This is a genomic window from Streptomyces sp. NPDC090088, assembly GCF_044747345.1.
GTDB lineage: Bacteria > Actinomycetota > Actinomycetes > Streptomycetales > Streptomycetaceae > Streptomyces.
This window is the reverse complement of record NZ_JBIVDZ010000003.1, coordinates 563,634-578,128: the sequence shown is the minus strand read 5'-3', so window position 1 is coordinate 578,128 and position 14,495 is coordinate 563,634. Positions and strand designations below refer to the sequence as shown.

14 protein-coding genes are annotated in these 14,495 nt (G+C 72.5%); 9 read left to right on the top strand and 5 right to left on the bottom strand.

Features of this window, described 5'->3' with window-relative positions:
* Nucleotides 1-32: 32 nt before the first annotated feature.
* Nucleotides 33-791 (bottom strand): class II aldolase/adducin family protein, encoded by a 759-nt coding sequence (locus ACIPSJ_RS18535; protein ID WP_359206522.1) that lies wholly within the window; start codon nt 789-791, stop codon nt 33-35.
* Between the two features lie 56 nt (nt 792-847).
* On the bottom strand, nt 848-2,305 hold the full coding sequence (locus ACIPSJ_RS18530; RefSeq protein ID WP_401346918.1) for a sodium:solute symporter: 1,458 nt from the start codon (nt 2,303-2,305) through the stop codon (nt 848-850).
* Nucleotides 2,306-2,412: 107 nt separating this feature from the next.
* Here ACIPSJ_RS18530 and ACIPSJ_RS18525 point away from each other — a divergent pair, with 107 nt between their 5' ends.
* The 3 genes from ACIPSJ_RS18525 (at nt 2,413) to ACIPSJ_RS18515 (ending at nt 6,118) form a co-directional block, all read left to right on the top strand.
* Entirely contained in the window at nt 2,413-4,029 is a 1,617-nt protein-coding gene (locus tag ACIPSJ_RS18525) for a PucR family transcriptional regulator (protein WP_401346916.1), read from the top strand.
* 418 nt (nt 4,030-4,447) lie between these two features.
* Nucleotides 4,448-5,287, top strand: a complete 840-nt coding sequence (gene snpA / locus ACIPSJ_RS18520; RefSeq protein ID WP_401346914.1) for a snapalysin — start codon at nt 4,448-4,450, stop codon at nt 5,285-5,287.
* Between the two features lie 84 nt (nt 5,288-5,371).
* Complete coding sequence (locus ACIPSJ_RS18515) at nt 5,372-6,118, top strand: ferritin-like domain-containing protein (RefSeq protein ID WP_401346911.1); 747 nt, start codon at nt 5,372-5,374, stop codon at nt 6,116-6,118.
* Between the two features lie 191 nt (nt 6,119-6,309).
* Here ACIPSJ_RS18515 and ACIPSJ_RS18510 read toward each other — a convergent pair whose 3' ends face one another.
* Nucleotides 6,310-6,894 (bottom strand): hypothetical protein, encoded by a 585-nt coding sequence (locus ACIPSJ_RS18510; protein ID WP_401346909.1) that lies wholly within the window; start codon nt 6,892-6,894, stop codon nt 6,310-6,312.
* A 213-nt stretch (nt 6,895-7,107) separates the two neighbouring features.
* On the opposite strand from ACIPSJ_RS18510, the gene ACIPSJ_RS18505 reads away from it, so the two are divergent.
* Both ACIPSJ_RS18505 and ACIPSJ_RS18500 read left to right on the top strand, forming a co-directional pair.
* The gene (locus tag ACIPSJ_RS18505) at nt 7,108-7,887 is read left to right on the top strand and encodes an inositol monophosphatase family protein (RefSeq protein WP_401346907.1); all 780 of its coding nucleotides are present in this window, start codon (nt 7,108-7,110) and stop codon (nt 7,885-7,887) included.
* Entirely contained in the window at nt 7,884-8,501 is a 618-nt protein-coding gene (locus tag ACIPSJ_RS18500; protein ID WP_401346905.1) for an NAD(P)-dependent oxidoreductase, read from the top strand. Before ACIPSJ_RS18505 ends, ACIPSJ_RS18500 begins: the two co-directional genes overlap by 4 nt.
* Nucleotides 8,502-8,522: 21 nt before the next feature.
* Here ACIPSJ_RS18500 and ACIPSJ_RS18495 read toward each other — a convergent pair whose 3' ends face one another.
* Together ACIPSJ_RS18495 and ACIPSJ_RS18490 are read right to left on the bottom strand one after the other, a co-directional pair.
* Nucleotides 8,523-9,416 carry a LysR family transcriptional regulator gene (locus ACIPSJ_RS18495; protein ID WP_401346903.1) on the bottom strand — a complete coding sequence of 298 codons (894 nt, stop codon included), beginning with the start codon at nt 9,414-9,416 and terminating at the stop codon, nt 8,523-8,525.
* 70 nt (nt 9,417-9,486) lie between these two features.
* The gene (locus ACIPSJ_RS18490; protein WP_401346901.1) at nt 9,487-10,425 is read right to left on the bottom strand and encodes an FkbM family methyltransferase; all 939 of its coding nucleotides are present in this window, start codon (nt 10,423-10,425) and stop codon (nt 9,487-9,489) included.
* A gap of 386 nt (nt 10,426-10,811) precedes the next feature.
* Between ACIPSJ_RS18490 and ACIPSJ_RS18485 the strand changes: the two genes are divergently transcribed.
* The 4 genes from ACIPSJ_RS18485 to ACIPSJ_RS18470 all read left to right on the top strand — a co-directional run bounded on the left by ACIPSJ_RS18485 (nt 10,812) and on the right by ACIPSJ_RS18470 (nt 14,358).
* Nucleotides 10,812-11,165 carry a hypothetical protein gene (locus ACIPSJ_RS18485; RefSeq protein WP_359206540.1) on the top strand — a complete coding sequence of 118 codons (354 nt, stop codon included), beginning with the start codon at nt 10,812-10,814 and terminating at the stop codon, nt 11,163-11,165.
* A 260-nt stretch (nt 11,166-11,425) separates the two neighbouring features.
* Nucleotides 11,426-12,703: a glycosyltransferase family 4 protein gene (locus ACIPSJ_RS18480; RefSeq protein WP_401346898.1), complete on the top strand. Its 1,278-nt coding sequence runs from the start codon at nt 11,426-11,428 to the stop codon at nt 12,701-12,703.
* Entirely contained in the window at nt 12,700-13,518 is an 819-nt protein-coding gene (locus tag ACIPSJ_RS18475; RefSeq protein WP_401346895.1) for a hypothetical protein, read from the top strand. Before ACIPSJ_RS18480 ends, ACIPSJ_RS18475 begins: the two co-directional genes overlap by 4 nt.
* 255 nt (nt 13,519-13,773) lie before the next feature.
* The gene (locus tag ACIPSJ_RS18470) at nt 13,774-14,358 is read left to right on the top strand and encodes a TerD family protein (RefSeq protein ID WP_359206545.1); all 585 of its coding nucleotides are present in this window, start codon (nt 13,774-13,776) and stop codon (nt 14,356-14,358) included.
* The last annotated feature ends 137 nt before the right edge of the window (nt 14,359-14,495 follow it).

Genomic DNA, 14,495 nt, shown 5'->3' with positions numbered 1-14,495 from the left:
AGTGGCCGGATCTTACCCGACTCTTACCTTCGTCAGTTCCTGTGGTCGGGGGCGATGCGGTCGACGAGCCGGAGCAGTGCCGACCAGGCGAGGCCGTAGGCCTGCTCGTCCTGGAGATCGGATCCGTGGTCCTCGCCGGTGAGCTGACGGGCGGTGAGTTCGCAGACCTCGGGGGCGGGGAGGACGAGCTTCGCGCCGCCGGCCATGGCGGTGGTCTGCAGCTCGCAGGCCTTGTCCAGGTAGTACATGCGCAGGAACGCCTGGGCGGGGGTCTCGCCGACGGTCAGCAGTCCGTGGTTGCGCAGGATCATCGCCGGGTGGCCGCCGAGGTCGGCGACCAGTCGCCGCTGCTCGGCGAGGTTGAGGGCGACGCCCTCGTAGGAGTGGTAGCCGAGCCTGCCGTAGAACTCCATGGAGATCTGGTTGAGCGGGAGCAGGCCCTCCTCCTGGGCGGCGACCGCGCAGCCGGCCCGGGTGTGGGTGTGCAGGACGCAGTGGGCGTCCTCGCGGGCGGAGTGGATCGCGCTGTGGATGACGAACCCGGCCGGGTTGACGGGGTAGGGGCTCTCCTCGACGGGGTTGCCGTCGAGGTCGATCTTCACCAGGTTCGAGGCGGTGATCTCCTCGAAGAGCAGCCCGTAGGGGTTGATCAGGAAGTGGTGTTCCGGGCCGGGGAGCCGTACCGAGATGTGCGTGAAGATCAGGTCGGTCATCCGGAAGTGGGCCACCAGGCGGTAGACGGCGGCGAGTTCACGGCGCAGTCGGAGCTCGTCCGCGGAGGGGGTGGGCATCGGGGGCCTTTCAGCGAGGTACGGGCACGTGCGGGTGCTGTCGGATGCGGGGGTGGTCAGGCCGCGTTGAGTTCCGGAGCCACGGCCGGTGCCGGGGCCTGCTCGCCCGCCAGGCGGCGGCGCCAGGTCTCCAGGACCGTCTCCTCGGTCGGCCGGGTCGCCACGCTGACGGCGACGTAGGCGACCAGGCTGGCGAGGAGGCCGTAGTAGATCGGCTCGTTGGCGAGCAGACCGTCGGTCACCATGAGGGTGATCACCGTCGTCCCGCCCGCGATCATCGCGGTCAGCGCGCCCGGCAGGTTGCCGCGCCGCCAGACCAGGCCGCCGAGGATCGGCACCAGCAGACCGCCGACGAGCAGGTTGTAGGCGACGGTGAGCGCCTCGATGACGTCCCCGAGGACACAGGCGATCGCCATGGCGACCACGCCGAGGACGGCGATGGCGAGCCGGTTGGAGCCGATCTCGTCGTGGTCGGCCGACGGGGTACGGCGGCGCAGCCGGGCCCAGATGTCCTGGTTGGCCACGGTCGCGGAGGCGATCAGGGCGCCGCTGGCGGTGGACATCATCGCGGACAGGGCGGCGGCCAGGACCAGACCGCGGACGCCGGTCGGCAGGGCGTGCCGGACGATGGTGGCGAAGGCCTGGTCGGCCTCGGCCAGGTTCGGGTAGAGGGCCTTCGTCGCCATCCCGATGAACGCGCCGGCCAGGGCGTACACCAGGCAGTAGACGCCGGCGACGGTCCCGCCCCAGGCGGCGACCCGGTCGTTGCGGGCGGTGAAGACGCGCTGCCAGATGTCCTGACCGATCAGCATGCCGAAGGTGTAGATCAGCACGAAGGTGACGATGGTCTGCCCGCCGATGGAGGTGAGAGAGAAGTAGCCGCCGGGCAGCCGGTCCGCCATGGCGCCGAAGCCGCCCGCCTTCACCACCGCGATCGGCAGCAGCAGGACCAGCACGCCGACGCTCTTCACGACGAACTGCACCATGTCGGTGAGCGTGATGGACCACATGCCGCCGAGCGCCGAGTAGCCGACGACGATCGTGCCGCCGACGACCACCGCGACCCAGCGCGGCACGTCGAAGAGGACGTCGAAGACACTGGCGTAGGCGATCGTCGAGGTCACCGCCAGCATGAGGGTGTAGACCCACATGACGACGCCCGAGATCACGCTCGCGGCGTCGCCGTAGCGCAGCGACAGCATCTCGGCGACCGTGTAGACGCGCAGCCGGGAGATGCGGGCCGAGAAGAAGACGCTCAGCGCGAGCAGCCCGAGGCCGATGGCGCCGACCATGGCGGCACCCGAGACGCCGTAGGTGTAGCCGAGGCGCACACCGCCGATGGTGGAGGCGCCGCCGAGGACGACGGCGGCCATGGTGCCGGTGTACATGAGCGGGCCGAGCCGGCGGCCGGCCACCAGGAAGTCGCTCTTGGAGGCGGCACGGCGTCTGCCCCACCAGCCGACACCGATGATGCCGAGCAGGTAGGCGGCCATGACGAGATAGTCGACGGTCACGGGGACCTCCGGGGAGGGAGCGGGGATGCGGGGGGGGGGTGACATGACCGTAGCGACGAGGTGTACTGGCCCTGAAGTGCCGCTTCTGTCCAATGTGGAGGCGTTCATTGGATGAAACCGCCAACGCCGAGCAGCCGTCCGTGCCGCTCGGCGTGCTCCTCGCCGACCCCGCCCTCGGTCTCACCCAGGTCGCCGGGCCGGCGGCCGAGGACCGTACGGTCGGCACGGTCGGCACCACGGAGCTGGAGGACCCCACGCCCTACCTGGTCGGCGGCGAGTTCCTCCTCACCTCGGGCGTGCGGCTGCCGGACGACGCGGACGGCATCGACACCTACGTACGACGGGTGGTCGCCGCCGGGGTCGCCGCGCTCGGCTTCGGCGTGGCCCCCGTGCACGCCGAGGTGCCGCCCGCACTCGTCCGCTCCTGCGACCGGCACGGTCTCCCGCTCCTGCGGCTCCCGCCCGCCACCCCGTTCGTCGCCGTCGGGCAGGCCGCCTACGCGGCGATCGCCGCGTCCCGCAACCGGGAGCTCCGGGAGATCTCCCGGGCCCAGTCGGCGCTGGCCTCGGCCGCCGCCCGCCCGGACGCCCTCCGGTCCGTCCTCGGCCAGCTCGCCGCCCACACCGGAGCCTGGTCGGTCCTGTACGACGCCCAGGGCACCGAACTCCTCTCGGCGGGCCACCGCCCCGCCTCCCCCCACCTGCTGCGCGACCTCGCCGTCCGCACGCTGCGGCGGGACGCCGGCCCCACGGCGGCGGCGGTCCACGACGCCGACCTGGGCGTCCACCTCACCGTCCACACCCTGCCGGCCGGCGACGGGCGTACGACCGCCGCGACGCTGGCACTGGGCCAGGCCGCCGCCACTCCCCCGACCGTCGTGCACCGCCAGGTGACCGGCACGGCGACGGTCCTGCTGGCCCTGCTGACCAGCCCGCGGCACGCCCTGAGCACCGACACCCACAGCGTCGGGGCACTGGTCCTGCTCATGCTCGGAGCCACCCCCGCCGAGGTCGCCCCGGCCCTGATCCCCGGCGACGGGTCGGCGGCGGGAGGGCCGGCGGCAGGCGGGTCTACGGCGGGAGGGCCGACGGCAGGCGGTCACTGGACGGTGGTTCACGGCCGCCACCGCGACGGCGCCCCCGCGACCGCCGGACCGGCTCAACTGGCCACCCTCTCCGGTCTGTTGGGCACCCCGTACGTGCACATCGACGGCCCCGCGCTCAAGGCACTGGTCCCCTGCGCCGCCGACGCCGGGCCCAGGGTCTCCGACCGGGCGGCCGACCTCGGCTGGGTCCTCGGCTACAGCGCACCGGCGGCCGCGGGCGACCTGCCGCACGCCGACATCCAGGCCGGACGCGCCCTGCAACGCGCCCTCGCGACCGGGACACCCGCCGTCGTCCACACCGCCGACCCCCTCACCCTCCACGCGCTCGTCGCACCGGCCGACGCCCGCGACCTGGCCCGCACCCGCTTCGCCCCGCTGGACGAGGCCGGTCCACCAGGCACCCCGGTCCTCCTCGGCACCCTGCGCACCTGGCTCACCCTGCACGGCAGCTGGGACCGCACCGCGACGGCCCTGGGGGTCCACCGCAACACCGTCCGCCACCGCCTGGCGCGGGTGGCGGACCTCCTCGACCTCGACCTCCAGGACCCCGGAACCCGCATGGAACTCTGGTTCGCCCTGCAATGGCTGCCGGGCGAGGCACCGCACCAGCACCCCTGAGGAACACCGTGTTCTATGACGTCGGTCACGGCTCTCCACCACCTCACCGGCGCGCTTAGTAGACACGGCGAGGCGGACATTTGGTTATTTGTCCGTCTTGTTTGAGATGTGATTCCCGGCGCGCGCCCCGGAACTCCGCCCACCCGGCTCGCGCGCCCGATTCCCGGTGACGCAAGGAATCTGACGCCGCGACAGCTTCTCCCTCCCGCCGCCGCGCGCGGACCGGAGACCCGCGCACCGCCCCGGCCAGGTTCCGGGGCCTACGAGGCGACGTAGTGGCAGGGACCCTTTGCGCTCCCTGTGGAGCCGTTCTAAGAATGTCGACCCACAGGACGTCGCCGCAGTTCGGAACCGGATTTCACGCAGGGTCTGCCCCGCACCGGCGCTCGGCGTCACCGAGTGAGGAGGAGCCCCCCACATGAACTCGTCCCGAACGTCCCCGAGACTCTTGGCCCTCGGCCTTGGCCTGGCCTCCAGCGTGCTGGGCGCGGCGGTGCCGGCGAGCGCCCAGACGGCCGCCGCCGCCCCGTCCGCCGCCACCGTCCCGTCCGCCGCCGCCACCTCCGTGGCGCGGTACGACGGGTCGGCCGAGGAGGCCGCGGACAACACGGCGTTCTTCCAGGCCGTGCTCAAGTCGGTCGCCGAGCGCCGCGCGGCGCAGCCGGGCGCACAGACGGTGACCGTCTACTACAACACCTCGCACGCCCCGAGCTTCCGTTCGCAGATAGCGAGCGCGGCCTCCATCTGGAACAGCTCCGAGTCCAACGTCAAGCTGCAGGAGTCGTCGAGCGGCGGCGACTTCTCCTACTACGAGGGCAACGACTCCCGCGGCTCCTACGCCTCCACCGACGGCCACGGGAGCGGCTACGTCTTCATCGACTACACCCAGAGCCGGCAGTACGACTCGATCCGCGTCGCCAGCCACGAGACCGGGCACGTGCTGGGCCTGTCGGACGACTACGGCGGCCCGTGCAGTGAGCTGATGTCCGGCGGCAGCGCCGGCACGTCCTGCACCAACCGCTACCCGAACGCCGCCGAGCGCGCACGGGTCGACCAGCTGTGGGCCACCGGACTCGCACAGGGCACGGGTGCGGGTTCGGGGACGGGCTCCGGTGCGGGGACGGGCTCCGGTGCGGGAACTGGTGCCGGTGCGGGTGCGGGTGCGGGTGCGGGCCAGTTGGGCACCGCCCCGCAGGTACCGACCCTGATACCGGGCGGCGTTCCGTGGGGGCTGCTGACCGGCTCGCCCTGGGGCTGACCGGGATCCGCGGAACGGTTCGGTGTCCGCCCGCGTCGTCCCTCTCCGGAGCACGGTGGCCGTGTTCCGGAGAGGGGAGACCGGGTGCGTACGGACGGCTTCGCCGGGTGGACCAGGCGCTTCGAGGCGGAGCGCGAGCGCAGACGTGCCCAGGGTGATCCGGACTGGAGCCGGAAGGCGACGCTGCATCCGGCGGTGTGGGCCGGCATCCAGCGGTTCCAGGTCGGCGAGGACGGCGACGGCGCCAACCTCGTCGGCAAGGCGGACCAGGCCGGGGACGCCGACTACGCGCGGGCGGTCCGGCTCTTCGTCGCCGAGGAACAGAACCACGCCCGGCTGCTGGCCGGGCTGCTGGCCGCGGGCGGCGTGCCGACGCTGACCGGGCACTGGAGCGACACGGTCTTCGTCCGGCTGCGGCGTCTCATGGGCCTGCGCATGGAGCTGCTGGTGCTGATGATCGCGGAAGTGGTGGCGCTGCGGTACTACCGGGCACTGCGCGACGGCACCGACGACCCGCTCACCACGGACGTGGCGGAGCGGATCCTCTCCGACGAGCAGCGCCACGTCCCGTTCCACTGCGAGCGGCTGCACGCCTCGCTCGCCGAGCTGCCCCGCGCCGTTCGCCGCCCGGTGATGACCCTGTGGCGCCTCCTGCTGCTCGCGGTCTGCCTCGTCGTCGCCATCGACCACGGCCCGGGACTGCGCCGGCTCGGCATCGGGCGCCTGCCCTTCGTGAACGACGTCATGGCCTCGTCCCGCACGGTGGTCTCCGCGGTACTGCCGCCCCGCCCGGCTGCGCACCCGGACGCACACCCCGTTCGGTTCCGGTGAGCCGGCTCGTCCCTTGCGAGGGGCCGGCTCCCTGACCGTGCGCGGGCGTCGATCGGTCAGCTGGGAAACATGCCGGCCGTCGCGTTGACCCTGGTGCCCGTGACGGCGGCACGGACGAGGCGCTGCTGGACGTCGGGGTCGCGGACGAGGCGGGCGGGCCGCCGGCCGGATGAACCGGATGAACGTGAACGTCAGTGGGACGCGATGGCGGCCGAGACCATCATCGGACCGACGATCAACAGGGCGGACCGCTCCACGGAGAGCAGGGACCGGAGGGCGGAGAGGCCGCGGGGAAGCGGCTCGACGCCCAGGTCGGCCCGGGCGAGACGGGACACGCGTATCGGACGGCTCGTGCGGGTGCCCCGGGGCCGCTCGACGGCGTATCGGCGAATGAGGCGATCCGCCTGGGGGCCGGTGAAGCCGAGCCGTGTACCGGAGGCGTCGGTGACGATCAGGTACGTGGTGGCGCCTCCGCGATAGACCTCTTTCCAGGTCCGGACGCTCCGTAGGCGGTGCAGGTCGAGGGTGCGGTGTCCGGTCCAGGTTCGGGTGGTCAGGAACCGCCCGCCGGGGCCGTGCCTGTGCCAGGGCTTTCGCGCCACACAGAGGTGGGGCAGGGCGCAGGCCCCGAACCCGGCGATGACGCCCGCCGTCATGAAGATCGGAGCGGGGTCCGCCAGCGGTGCCGCGAGCCAGGCCGGCACCACCATGATCACCGCCAGCCCCAGCACGATGCCGGCGGTGACCAGACGAACTCGCCCGGGAGACACCGGCATTGGGATGACGGAGTCGTCGGGATCCTCCGCGTGAGTCGGTCCGGGTTCCACCATGAAGGAAGGGTAGAGCCGCCACCTTCCGATGCGCCCGATGCGCCTGGGTAAATCTTCGATTGACAAGAGTGCATTTGATTCATGCGACCGCAGACCTTTGACTGTGACTGTCGACGCGACGCGGCGGCGACGACTACGTCGAGGCGAGGGGAAAAGACCATGACTGCGTACGACGGACTGCTGGACTCCGTGGTGGAGGCGGCGAACCGGGGAGCCGACTTCCTGAAGGCCAGGTTCGACCCGCGGGCGAGGCCCGCCGACCGGGCCGCCATGTACCACCTGGGCGCCGGTCTGGAGGCGGGCTCGGTCGCCGCCGTGCGCGAGGTGCTGGACGGGGTCCTGCCGAGCGCCGGCTGGTTCGACGACGAGGAGGAGCGGAACCTGCCGCCCGGGGAGTGGTGGATCGTGGACGGCGCGGAGGGCGGCGTCAACCACGTGCACGGCCTGCCGGAGTGGGCGGTGACGATCGCGCTGGTCAGGGACGGCGTCCCGCAGCTCAGCGTCGTACGGCAGCCGGTCGACGACCTGACCTACACGGCCGTCAGGGGCACGGGCGCGTGGCGCAACGGCGAGCCGCTGCGCGTGTCTTCCAAGACCGACCTGGACGCGGCGATCGCCGGTGCCAGCCAGGCCGGCAACAGCCCCGGGACGCACGCCAGGTTCGGCCGGGCGGTCGCGGCGATGTCGGACCGCGCGCTGCTGGTGCGCAACACCGTCCCGACGACGTTCCCGCTGCTCAGGGTCGCCTCCGGACAGTCCGACATCTTCTGGCAGTACGAGCCCGACCTGCCGGGCACGGCCGCGGGCACCCTGCTGGCCACCGAGGCCGGCGCCCTCGTCAGCGACCTGTCGGGGAAGCCCTGGGACCTGAACAGCCCGGACATCCTGGTCGCGGCCCCCGGCGTGCACGCCGCCGCACTGGAGGTGCTCTCGTCATGACGCTGACCGTCCTGGGCGCCTCCGGCGGCGTCGGTACCGAACTCACCCGGCAGGCCCTCGACCGCGGCGAGGAGGTCGTGGCGATCTGCCGGCACCCCGACCGCATCGCGCTCCCGGACTCACCCCGGCTGACCCGCGTGGCCGCCGACGTCCTCGACACGGAGGCGATCGCCCGGGCCCTGGACGGCCGCGACACGGTGCTGTCCGCCCTCGGGACGGGCGACGGGGAGAAGCCCGGCGTGCTCACCGCCGGTGCCCGGGCGATCGTCGCGGCCGCGCCGGCCCGGGTCGTGTCCGTCGGCGCCCTGGGCACCGGCCGGTCGGCGAAGGCCGCCGGGTGGCTGACCCGCACGCTGCTCGGCGTGTTCCTCCGCGCCGAACTCGACGACAAGGTCGGCGCGGACGAGACGATCCTGACCGCGGGCGGCACCGTCCTGCACGTCGGCCCGATGTCCGACGGACCGGTCAGCGCCACCTGGCGCAGCGTGTCCCTCGACGGGGTACCGCGGCGGATCTTCCCGGCCGGCGTCAGCAGGGCCACCGTGGCCGCCGCGATGCTCGACGCCGCGGACACGGGCCCGCACGGCCGGATCCTGGTCCCGCTCGCACGCTGACCGCCCCGCCCGCCCCTCTCCTTACTGCGCCAACGCCTCCGCCAGCGCCGTACGGCAGTGCCCGCGCAGCCAGGTGTGCTCGGGGTCCGTGTCGTACCGGCTGTGCCAGGCGAGCACCACCGGCGCGGCGGGCAGGTCCAGGTCGAGGTCGTGGGTGCGCAGCCCGAGATCGTCCCGGGTCCGCGCGCACAGATGGCGGGCGACCACCACGACGGTGTCGCTGTGCGCGGCGGCCTGCAGCGCCAGCGCGGCCGTGGGCAGTGCCGCGACGACCCTGCGCTCCAGTCCGCGCTCGGCGAGCAGTTCGTCGAGCCCGTCGCGCAGCCGGCCGCGCCGCGAGACGATGACGTGCGACGCGGTGGCGAACCGTTCGAGGGTGAAGTCCTCCTCCAGCGGGTGGCCGGCCCGGAACACCGCGACGAGCCGGTCGTGTCCCACGATCTCGTGGCTGATCTCCGGTGACGCGGGCACCGTCGCCCCCACCTCCAGGTCGACGTGCCCGCGCGCCAGGTCGGGCGTGTCCACCGCCGGCTCGGGCAGGAACCGCAGGTTCAGCCCCGGCGCCTCGACGGCGGCCCGGGTGAGCAGCGCCGGGTACAGCGCCCCGATCAGCGCGTCATGCCCCTGGACGGTGAACGTCCGCCGCAGCGCGGCCAGGTCCAACTCCTGCGCGGGCCCGAGCAGTTCGTTCGCGCGCTGCACCAGGGCCCGCACCTCGTCGCGCATCGCCACGGCCCGCGGCGTGGGCGTCATCGTGCGCCCCGTACGGACCAGGATGTCGTCCCCCGTCGACCGCCTGATCCTGGTCAGGGCCCGGCTCAGCGCGGGCGCGGACAAGTGGAGACGGTCGGCCGCCGCCTGCACGCTGTTCTCTTCCAGCAGCGCGTCGAGCGCGGTCAACAGGTTCAGGTCCACCCGCACCAGCGTAATCGCGCCCTTCTCCCGCATGCGTCCCGGTCAACTGCCGACGCCCCGCCGGGGCCGGTCACGCGCGGACGTGAAGCTCGACGGGGTTGAACCCGGCCGGATCCGGTACGCGGGGCGGGATCCGCCGGAAGCCGGCCCCGCGGAGCGTGGCGCGTACCCGGTCGCCGTCGATGTACTTGTCGTGGATCTCCATCACGATCCGGTCGACCCGGTCCAGCCAGGGGTGCGGGTCGGCGAAGATCTCCGCCTCGCTGCCCTCGACGTCGACCTTGAGCAGGTCCACGTGGGCGATGCCATGGTCGTCGAGGAGTTCCCCGACGGTCGTCGCGGGCACCGAGACCGGGGGCCGGACGAGGACGTTCTCCAGTCGGTACGGCCGTGAGCGGCGCAGTTCGGACACGGCGGGTACGGCGGTGCAGGTGTCCCAGAAGCCGCTGACGGCGAAGTCCAGGGTGCCCGGGGCGCCGGACACCGCGCGGGGGTCGACCAGCCAGTCCAGGCCGGACAGTTCGGCGTTGCGGTGCAGCACCGCGCGGCTCTGCGGGATCGGCTCGACGGTGAGCAGGGTGCGCGGCCGGTAGCGGGCGGTGAGGTAGGAGGCGGCCAGGCCGGTGTTGCCGCCGAGGTCGACGATCGTCTCCAGGGTGTCGAGGCGTTCGTCGAGTACGTACATCTCGTTCAACTCGTAGAAACGGCGCAGGAAGATCTGCCACAGGATCAGCAGGTCGCTCTGGTTCCTGCGGACGCACACCCGCGCCGGGCGGCCGGCCGTGCCGAAGTCCAGGGCCACCAGCCTGTCGTCGTCGAGCGGACGCCCCGCCGCGCCGACGAACCGCCTGGCCATCCAGTACGGCACGGACAGCCGACTCCCGCCGCGGGCCCGCCGGGCGCCCTGGAGCACATCACGGCCACAGCCGACGGCCTCCCTGACCAGCACCCGGCCGATACCGACGCCCAGTGCCCGGTCGGCGTCCGACCTCAGGTACGCCAGGCCCATCGCTCTCCCCGAAACTCGCTCAACACGCTTCCGATCCCTCGCGACGCGTCCGGGAGCCGAGGCGCACAGCGCCCCGCGCCACTCGTGGCGATATGCCCCACATGATCAGATTGCCGGTCGTCGGGCGGACCGTATCCCACCGGGTGGAGACCGGCCGGGCGGACACACCACACGGGCGGGGCGGTCACCTGGCGGGTGGGCACCGCCGGCCGAGTACCTCCACGCGAGAGGGCCGGTCAGCGCACCGACCGCTCGTGCGGATCAAGGGGCGGTACTCCCCGCGAGTGAGAGGGAAACCTTTCCGCAGGGATCGACCGAGTGCCCCCGCCCCGGGCCGGACAGATGTCCGGATGACCTTGGCCCCCACCCATGGAACGGGAACCTCCGTGCGTCTTCGACACCTCCTCGCCCCCGTCTGCGGAGCCCTCGCGCTCGCGGCCGCCCTGACCTCACCGGCCTATGCCGCGACGGGCGACTTCCACTACCAGTACGTCGGCCTCGACGGCCACCCCGCCACCGGCACCCTCCACGACCCGCCGAGCGACGAGTGCGTCACGCTCCCCGAGGTCGCCGACCCGAACTCCTCCGAGCCCGCCTTCGCTCCCCACAACGACACCGACGCCTACGCCCGGCTGTTCACCAACCCCGACTGCACCGGCGACTCCTGGACCCTGCGCCCCCACGGCAACCCCGCCTCGGACCGCCTGAAACTGCGCTCGGTCGTCTTCCTCCGCCCCTGACCGTCCGAGCACCGCACCAGACCCCCGGCGCCCCTACAGACCACCGAAGCCGCGGCACACAGCGCAGAGCCCGGCCAGGTGTGGGGCGACACGGGGGTCGACTCCCCCGACCGCACAGGCGGTTGCCGAGGCCGGGGCCGTCTCGGACGTCGGCGGCGTCGCCGCACTCCCCCCGCCGAGAGGTACGGGAAAGTTACGAAGAGCCGTACGAAGTGGTAACAGAAGGCAACCGCACGGGTGTTGGCGCAGTCCACACCATCATGAAGATCTCTTTCCTGCTGCACAACGGCTACGGGATCGGAGGCACCATCACCACCACCTTCAACCTGGCCCAGGCGCTGGCCGAACGGCACGAGGTGGAGATCGTCTCCGTACTGCGTCACCGGGAGCGCCCGAACCTCGACCTGGACCCGCGGGTGCGGCTGCGTCCGCTGGTCGACCTCCGGCACGAGAACGAGCACCCGTCACATCTCAGGCCGGCCCGGGTGTTCCCGCGCGCCGAGTACCGGTACGGGCAGTACAGCGAGTTGACCGACCGGCGGATCGGCGAGTGCCTGGCCGGCATCGACGCCGACGTGGTGATCGGGACCCGGCCCGGGCTGAACGTGCACCTCGCGCTCCAGGCTCCGCGGCACGTCGCCCGCATCGGGCAGGAGCACCTCACCCTGGACAACCACTCGCCCCGGCTGCGGACGGCGCTGCGCCGCGCCTACCGCGGGCTCGACGTGGTCACCACGGTGACGGAGGCGGACGCCGCCGCCTACCGGCGCAAGATGCGGCTGCCCGGCATACGGGTACGGGCCCTCCCGAACAGCGTGCCGGATCCCGCGCTGCCCGCCGCGGACGGCACGTCGAAGGTGGTCGTCGCGGCGGGCCGGCTGGTCCCGGTCAAGCGCTACGACCTGCTCATCGAGGCGTTCGCCGCCGTCGCCGCCGAGCACCCCGACTGGCGGCTGCGCATCTACGGCAAGGGCGAGGAGCGCGACCGGCTACGGCGGCTCATCGCGGAACTCGGCCTGTGGGACAACGTTTTCCTGATGGGCGCGGCGACACCGATGGAGGCGGAGTGGGTCAAGGGGTCGATCGGTGCGGCATCGTCCGACTTCGAGCCGTTCGGCATGACGATCGTCGAGGCGATGCGCTGCGGGCTGCCGGTGGTGAGCACGGACTGCCCGTACGGCCCCGGTGAGATCATCGCGGACGGCGTCGACGGCCGGCTCGTGCCCGTCGGGGACCGGGAGGCGCTGGGCGCGGCCCTGCTGGAACTCGTCCGCGACGACGAGCGGCGACGCCGCGCGGGCCGGGCGGCCCTGGAGAACGCGCGCCGGTTCGCTCCCGGGCCGGTTGTCGGGCAGGCCGAGCAACTGATCTCCGAGGCGGTCTCGGCGCGCAGGGCCGGCCGCCGGGTCGTACGAGAACGCGCCCGCGTGCACCGTGTCCTGTCCGGCCACGGCTTCGCCGCCCGCGACGCCGCGTACTCCGCGTACTCCGCGGCCGACGACATGCGGCGACGTGCGCTGCGCAGGAGGCAGCGGTGAGCACCGAACCACACGTGGACTGCACGGTCGACGCCGAAGGCCGGATCACCTTCGCCCTGCCGCCAGGACCGGCCGGGGGCGAGGAGCGGTTGCTGTTGCGGCTGCGTCCGAAGAAGGGGCAGCCCGAGAAGGTCCTGCACGTCCTCGATCTGGAGCCGGCCGCGGACGGTCGCCGACGTGCCGTCCTGGGCCCGGAACCCGTCCTCGCGGAAGGCCGCTGGGACGTCTACCTGCTCGGCGGACCAGAGGCGCGACGCGAGCGGCTGCGCCCGGGGCTGCGCGATCTGCGGGCCCTGGTCGACGGACACCTCCGCGACCGGCCCTCCCCGCTGGCCGTGCGCATCCCCTACGTCACCAAGGACGGCCATCTCACGGTCCGGGCCTGGCTGCGCCCCGCCCACGCGGAGGCCGACGGCATCGACGTCACGGACCGCTCGATGACGGTGACCGCACGCCTGCACGGCACGTCCCTCCGGAGCGGGGCCACCGTGCAACTGCGTCTGCGCGGAAGCGGCGGCACGGTACGGACCCTGCGGCCACGGCCAGAACCCGAGGACCGCGCCTTCTCCTTCACCGTCACCCACCAGGAATTGGCCGAGTTGGCCGAGGCCACGGGTTCCGGAGGCGGCGTCTGGAACGTCTTCGTCCGGCCCGCCCCCGAGACTCCCTTCATCCGCGTCGCCCGCCTCCTCGACGACGTGGCGGACCGCAAGGAGGTCTTCGTCTACCCGTCGGTCGATGTCGACGGCGCCATGGTGCGGCCGTACTACACAGTGGACAACGACCTCTCGGTCGAGGTGACGCGCGCCGACTGAGACCGCATGGCGCGAAGTGCCGCCCTCAGGGGCAGGTTCGCGCCGCGAGCCTTCCTCGCGGGGCGACGGCACCGGAGGCCGGGTTGTGGACGGTCGCCTGCCAGGCGGATCCGGAGTGCTTGACGGTCGCCTTGGCGAGCTTCGGCGCGCTGCGGCTGCCTCACGTGCTCGGCGGACCCCTCGCGGGAGGGTGTGAAGACGGCGGGCACACTTTGCGTGTTGTAGTCCCTTTGAGAGACAAGGACGAGCCACGGCATGATCACGCTCACCAAGGAAGACGGCCCGGCCGACCTGGACGGAGTGACCCATCTGTCCATCGGGGTGTCCTGGGATCCCACCGCCGGCAGCAGCGGCGGCGTGCTGGGCAAGCTGCGCCGCAAGTCCGGCACCGACCTCGACCTGATCGCCATCGCCCTGCAGGGCGGGGAACCGGTGCGCCTCGCGGGTCTCGACTCGCCCGACCCCATGGGCAATGGCTCGCTGGTCCACAGCGGCGACAACCAGACCGGCCACGGGGACGGTGACGACGAGACGGTGACCGTCGAGTTCGCCCGGATCCCGCCCAACATCACAGCGATCGTGTTCGTCGCCGCCGCGTACAAGAAGGGCAGCTCGTTCCAGAAGGCGCGCAACATCAGCTTCAAGGTCTACGACGCGACCGGAGGCAGCTCTCAGCAGGTCGCCGACATCTGGCCCAGCCTGCTCACCCAGGACAACGGCTGCGCCGTGGCCAAGGCGATACGGGTCGGCGGCAGCTGGAAGCTCGAAGTGATCAACACGACCGGCAGGATCAAGCAGGGGGACGAGCACGCCCTCATGCGTTTCGCCGTCAGCAACTAGTGCCGCATCAGGCAGTGTTCGTCCCGGCGGGGAGCGGGTGCTGATCTCCGTGATACGTTCGGCGCCGCCGTGCACGACCGCGAGTCCGAGGAGGTGAGACCGATCAACGCTGTGACAGGTCGGGGCTCCCTCCTCCG

What these genes read in the sequence shown, in the direction of transcription:
- ACIPSJ_RS18535 (WP_359206522.1), bottom strand. Translation starts at nt 791, where the DNA reads ATGCCCACCCCCTCCGCGGACGAGCTCCGACTGCGCCGTGAACTCGCC.
- snpA (WP_401346914.1), top strand. Translation starts at nt 4,448, where the DNA reads ATGAACTCGTCCCGAACGTCCCCGAGACTCTTGGCCCTCGGCCTTGGC.
- ACIPSJ_RS18510 (WP_401346909.1), bottom strand. Translation starts at nt 6,894, where the DNA reads ATGCCGGTGTCTCCCGGGCGAGTTCGTCTGGTCACCGCCGGCATCGTG.
- ACIPSJ_RS18505 (WP_401346907.1), top strand. Translation starts at nt 7,108, where the DNA reads ATGACTGCGTACGACGGACTGCTGGACTCCGTGGTGGAGGCGGCGAAC.
- ACIPSJ_RS18500 (WP_401346905.1), top strand. Translation starts at nt 7,884, where the DNA reads ATGACGCTGACCGTCCTGGGCGCCTCCGGCGGCGTCGGTACCGAACTC.
- ACIPSJ_RS18490 (WP_401346901.1), bottom strand. Translation starts at nt 10,425, where the DNA reads ATGGGCCTGGCGTACCTGAGGTCGGACGCCGACCGGGCACTGGGCGTC.
- ACIPSJ_RS18480 (WP_401346898.1), top strand. Translation starts at nt 11,426, where the DNA reads ATGAAGATCTCTTTCCTGCTGCACAACGGCTACGGGATCGGAGGCACC.
- ACIPSJ_RS18470 (WP_359206545.1), top strand. Translation starts at nt 13,774, where the DNA reads ATGATCACGCTCACCAAGGAAGACGGCCCGGCCGACCTGGACGGAGTG.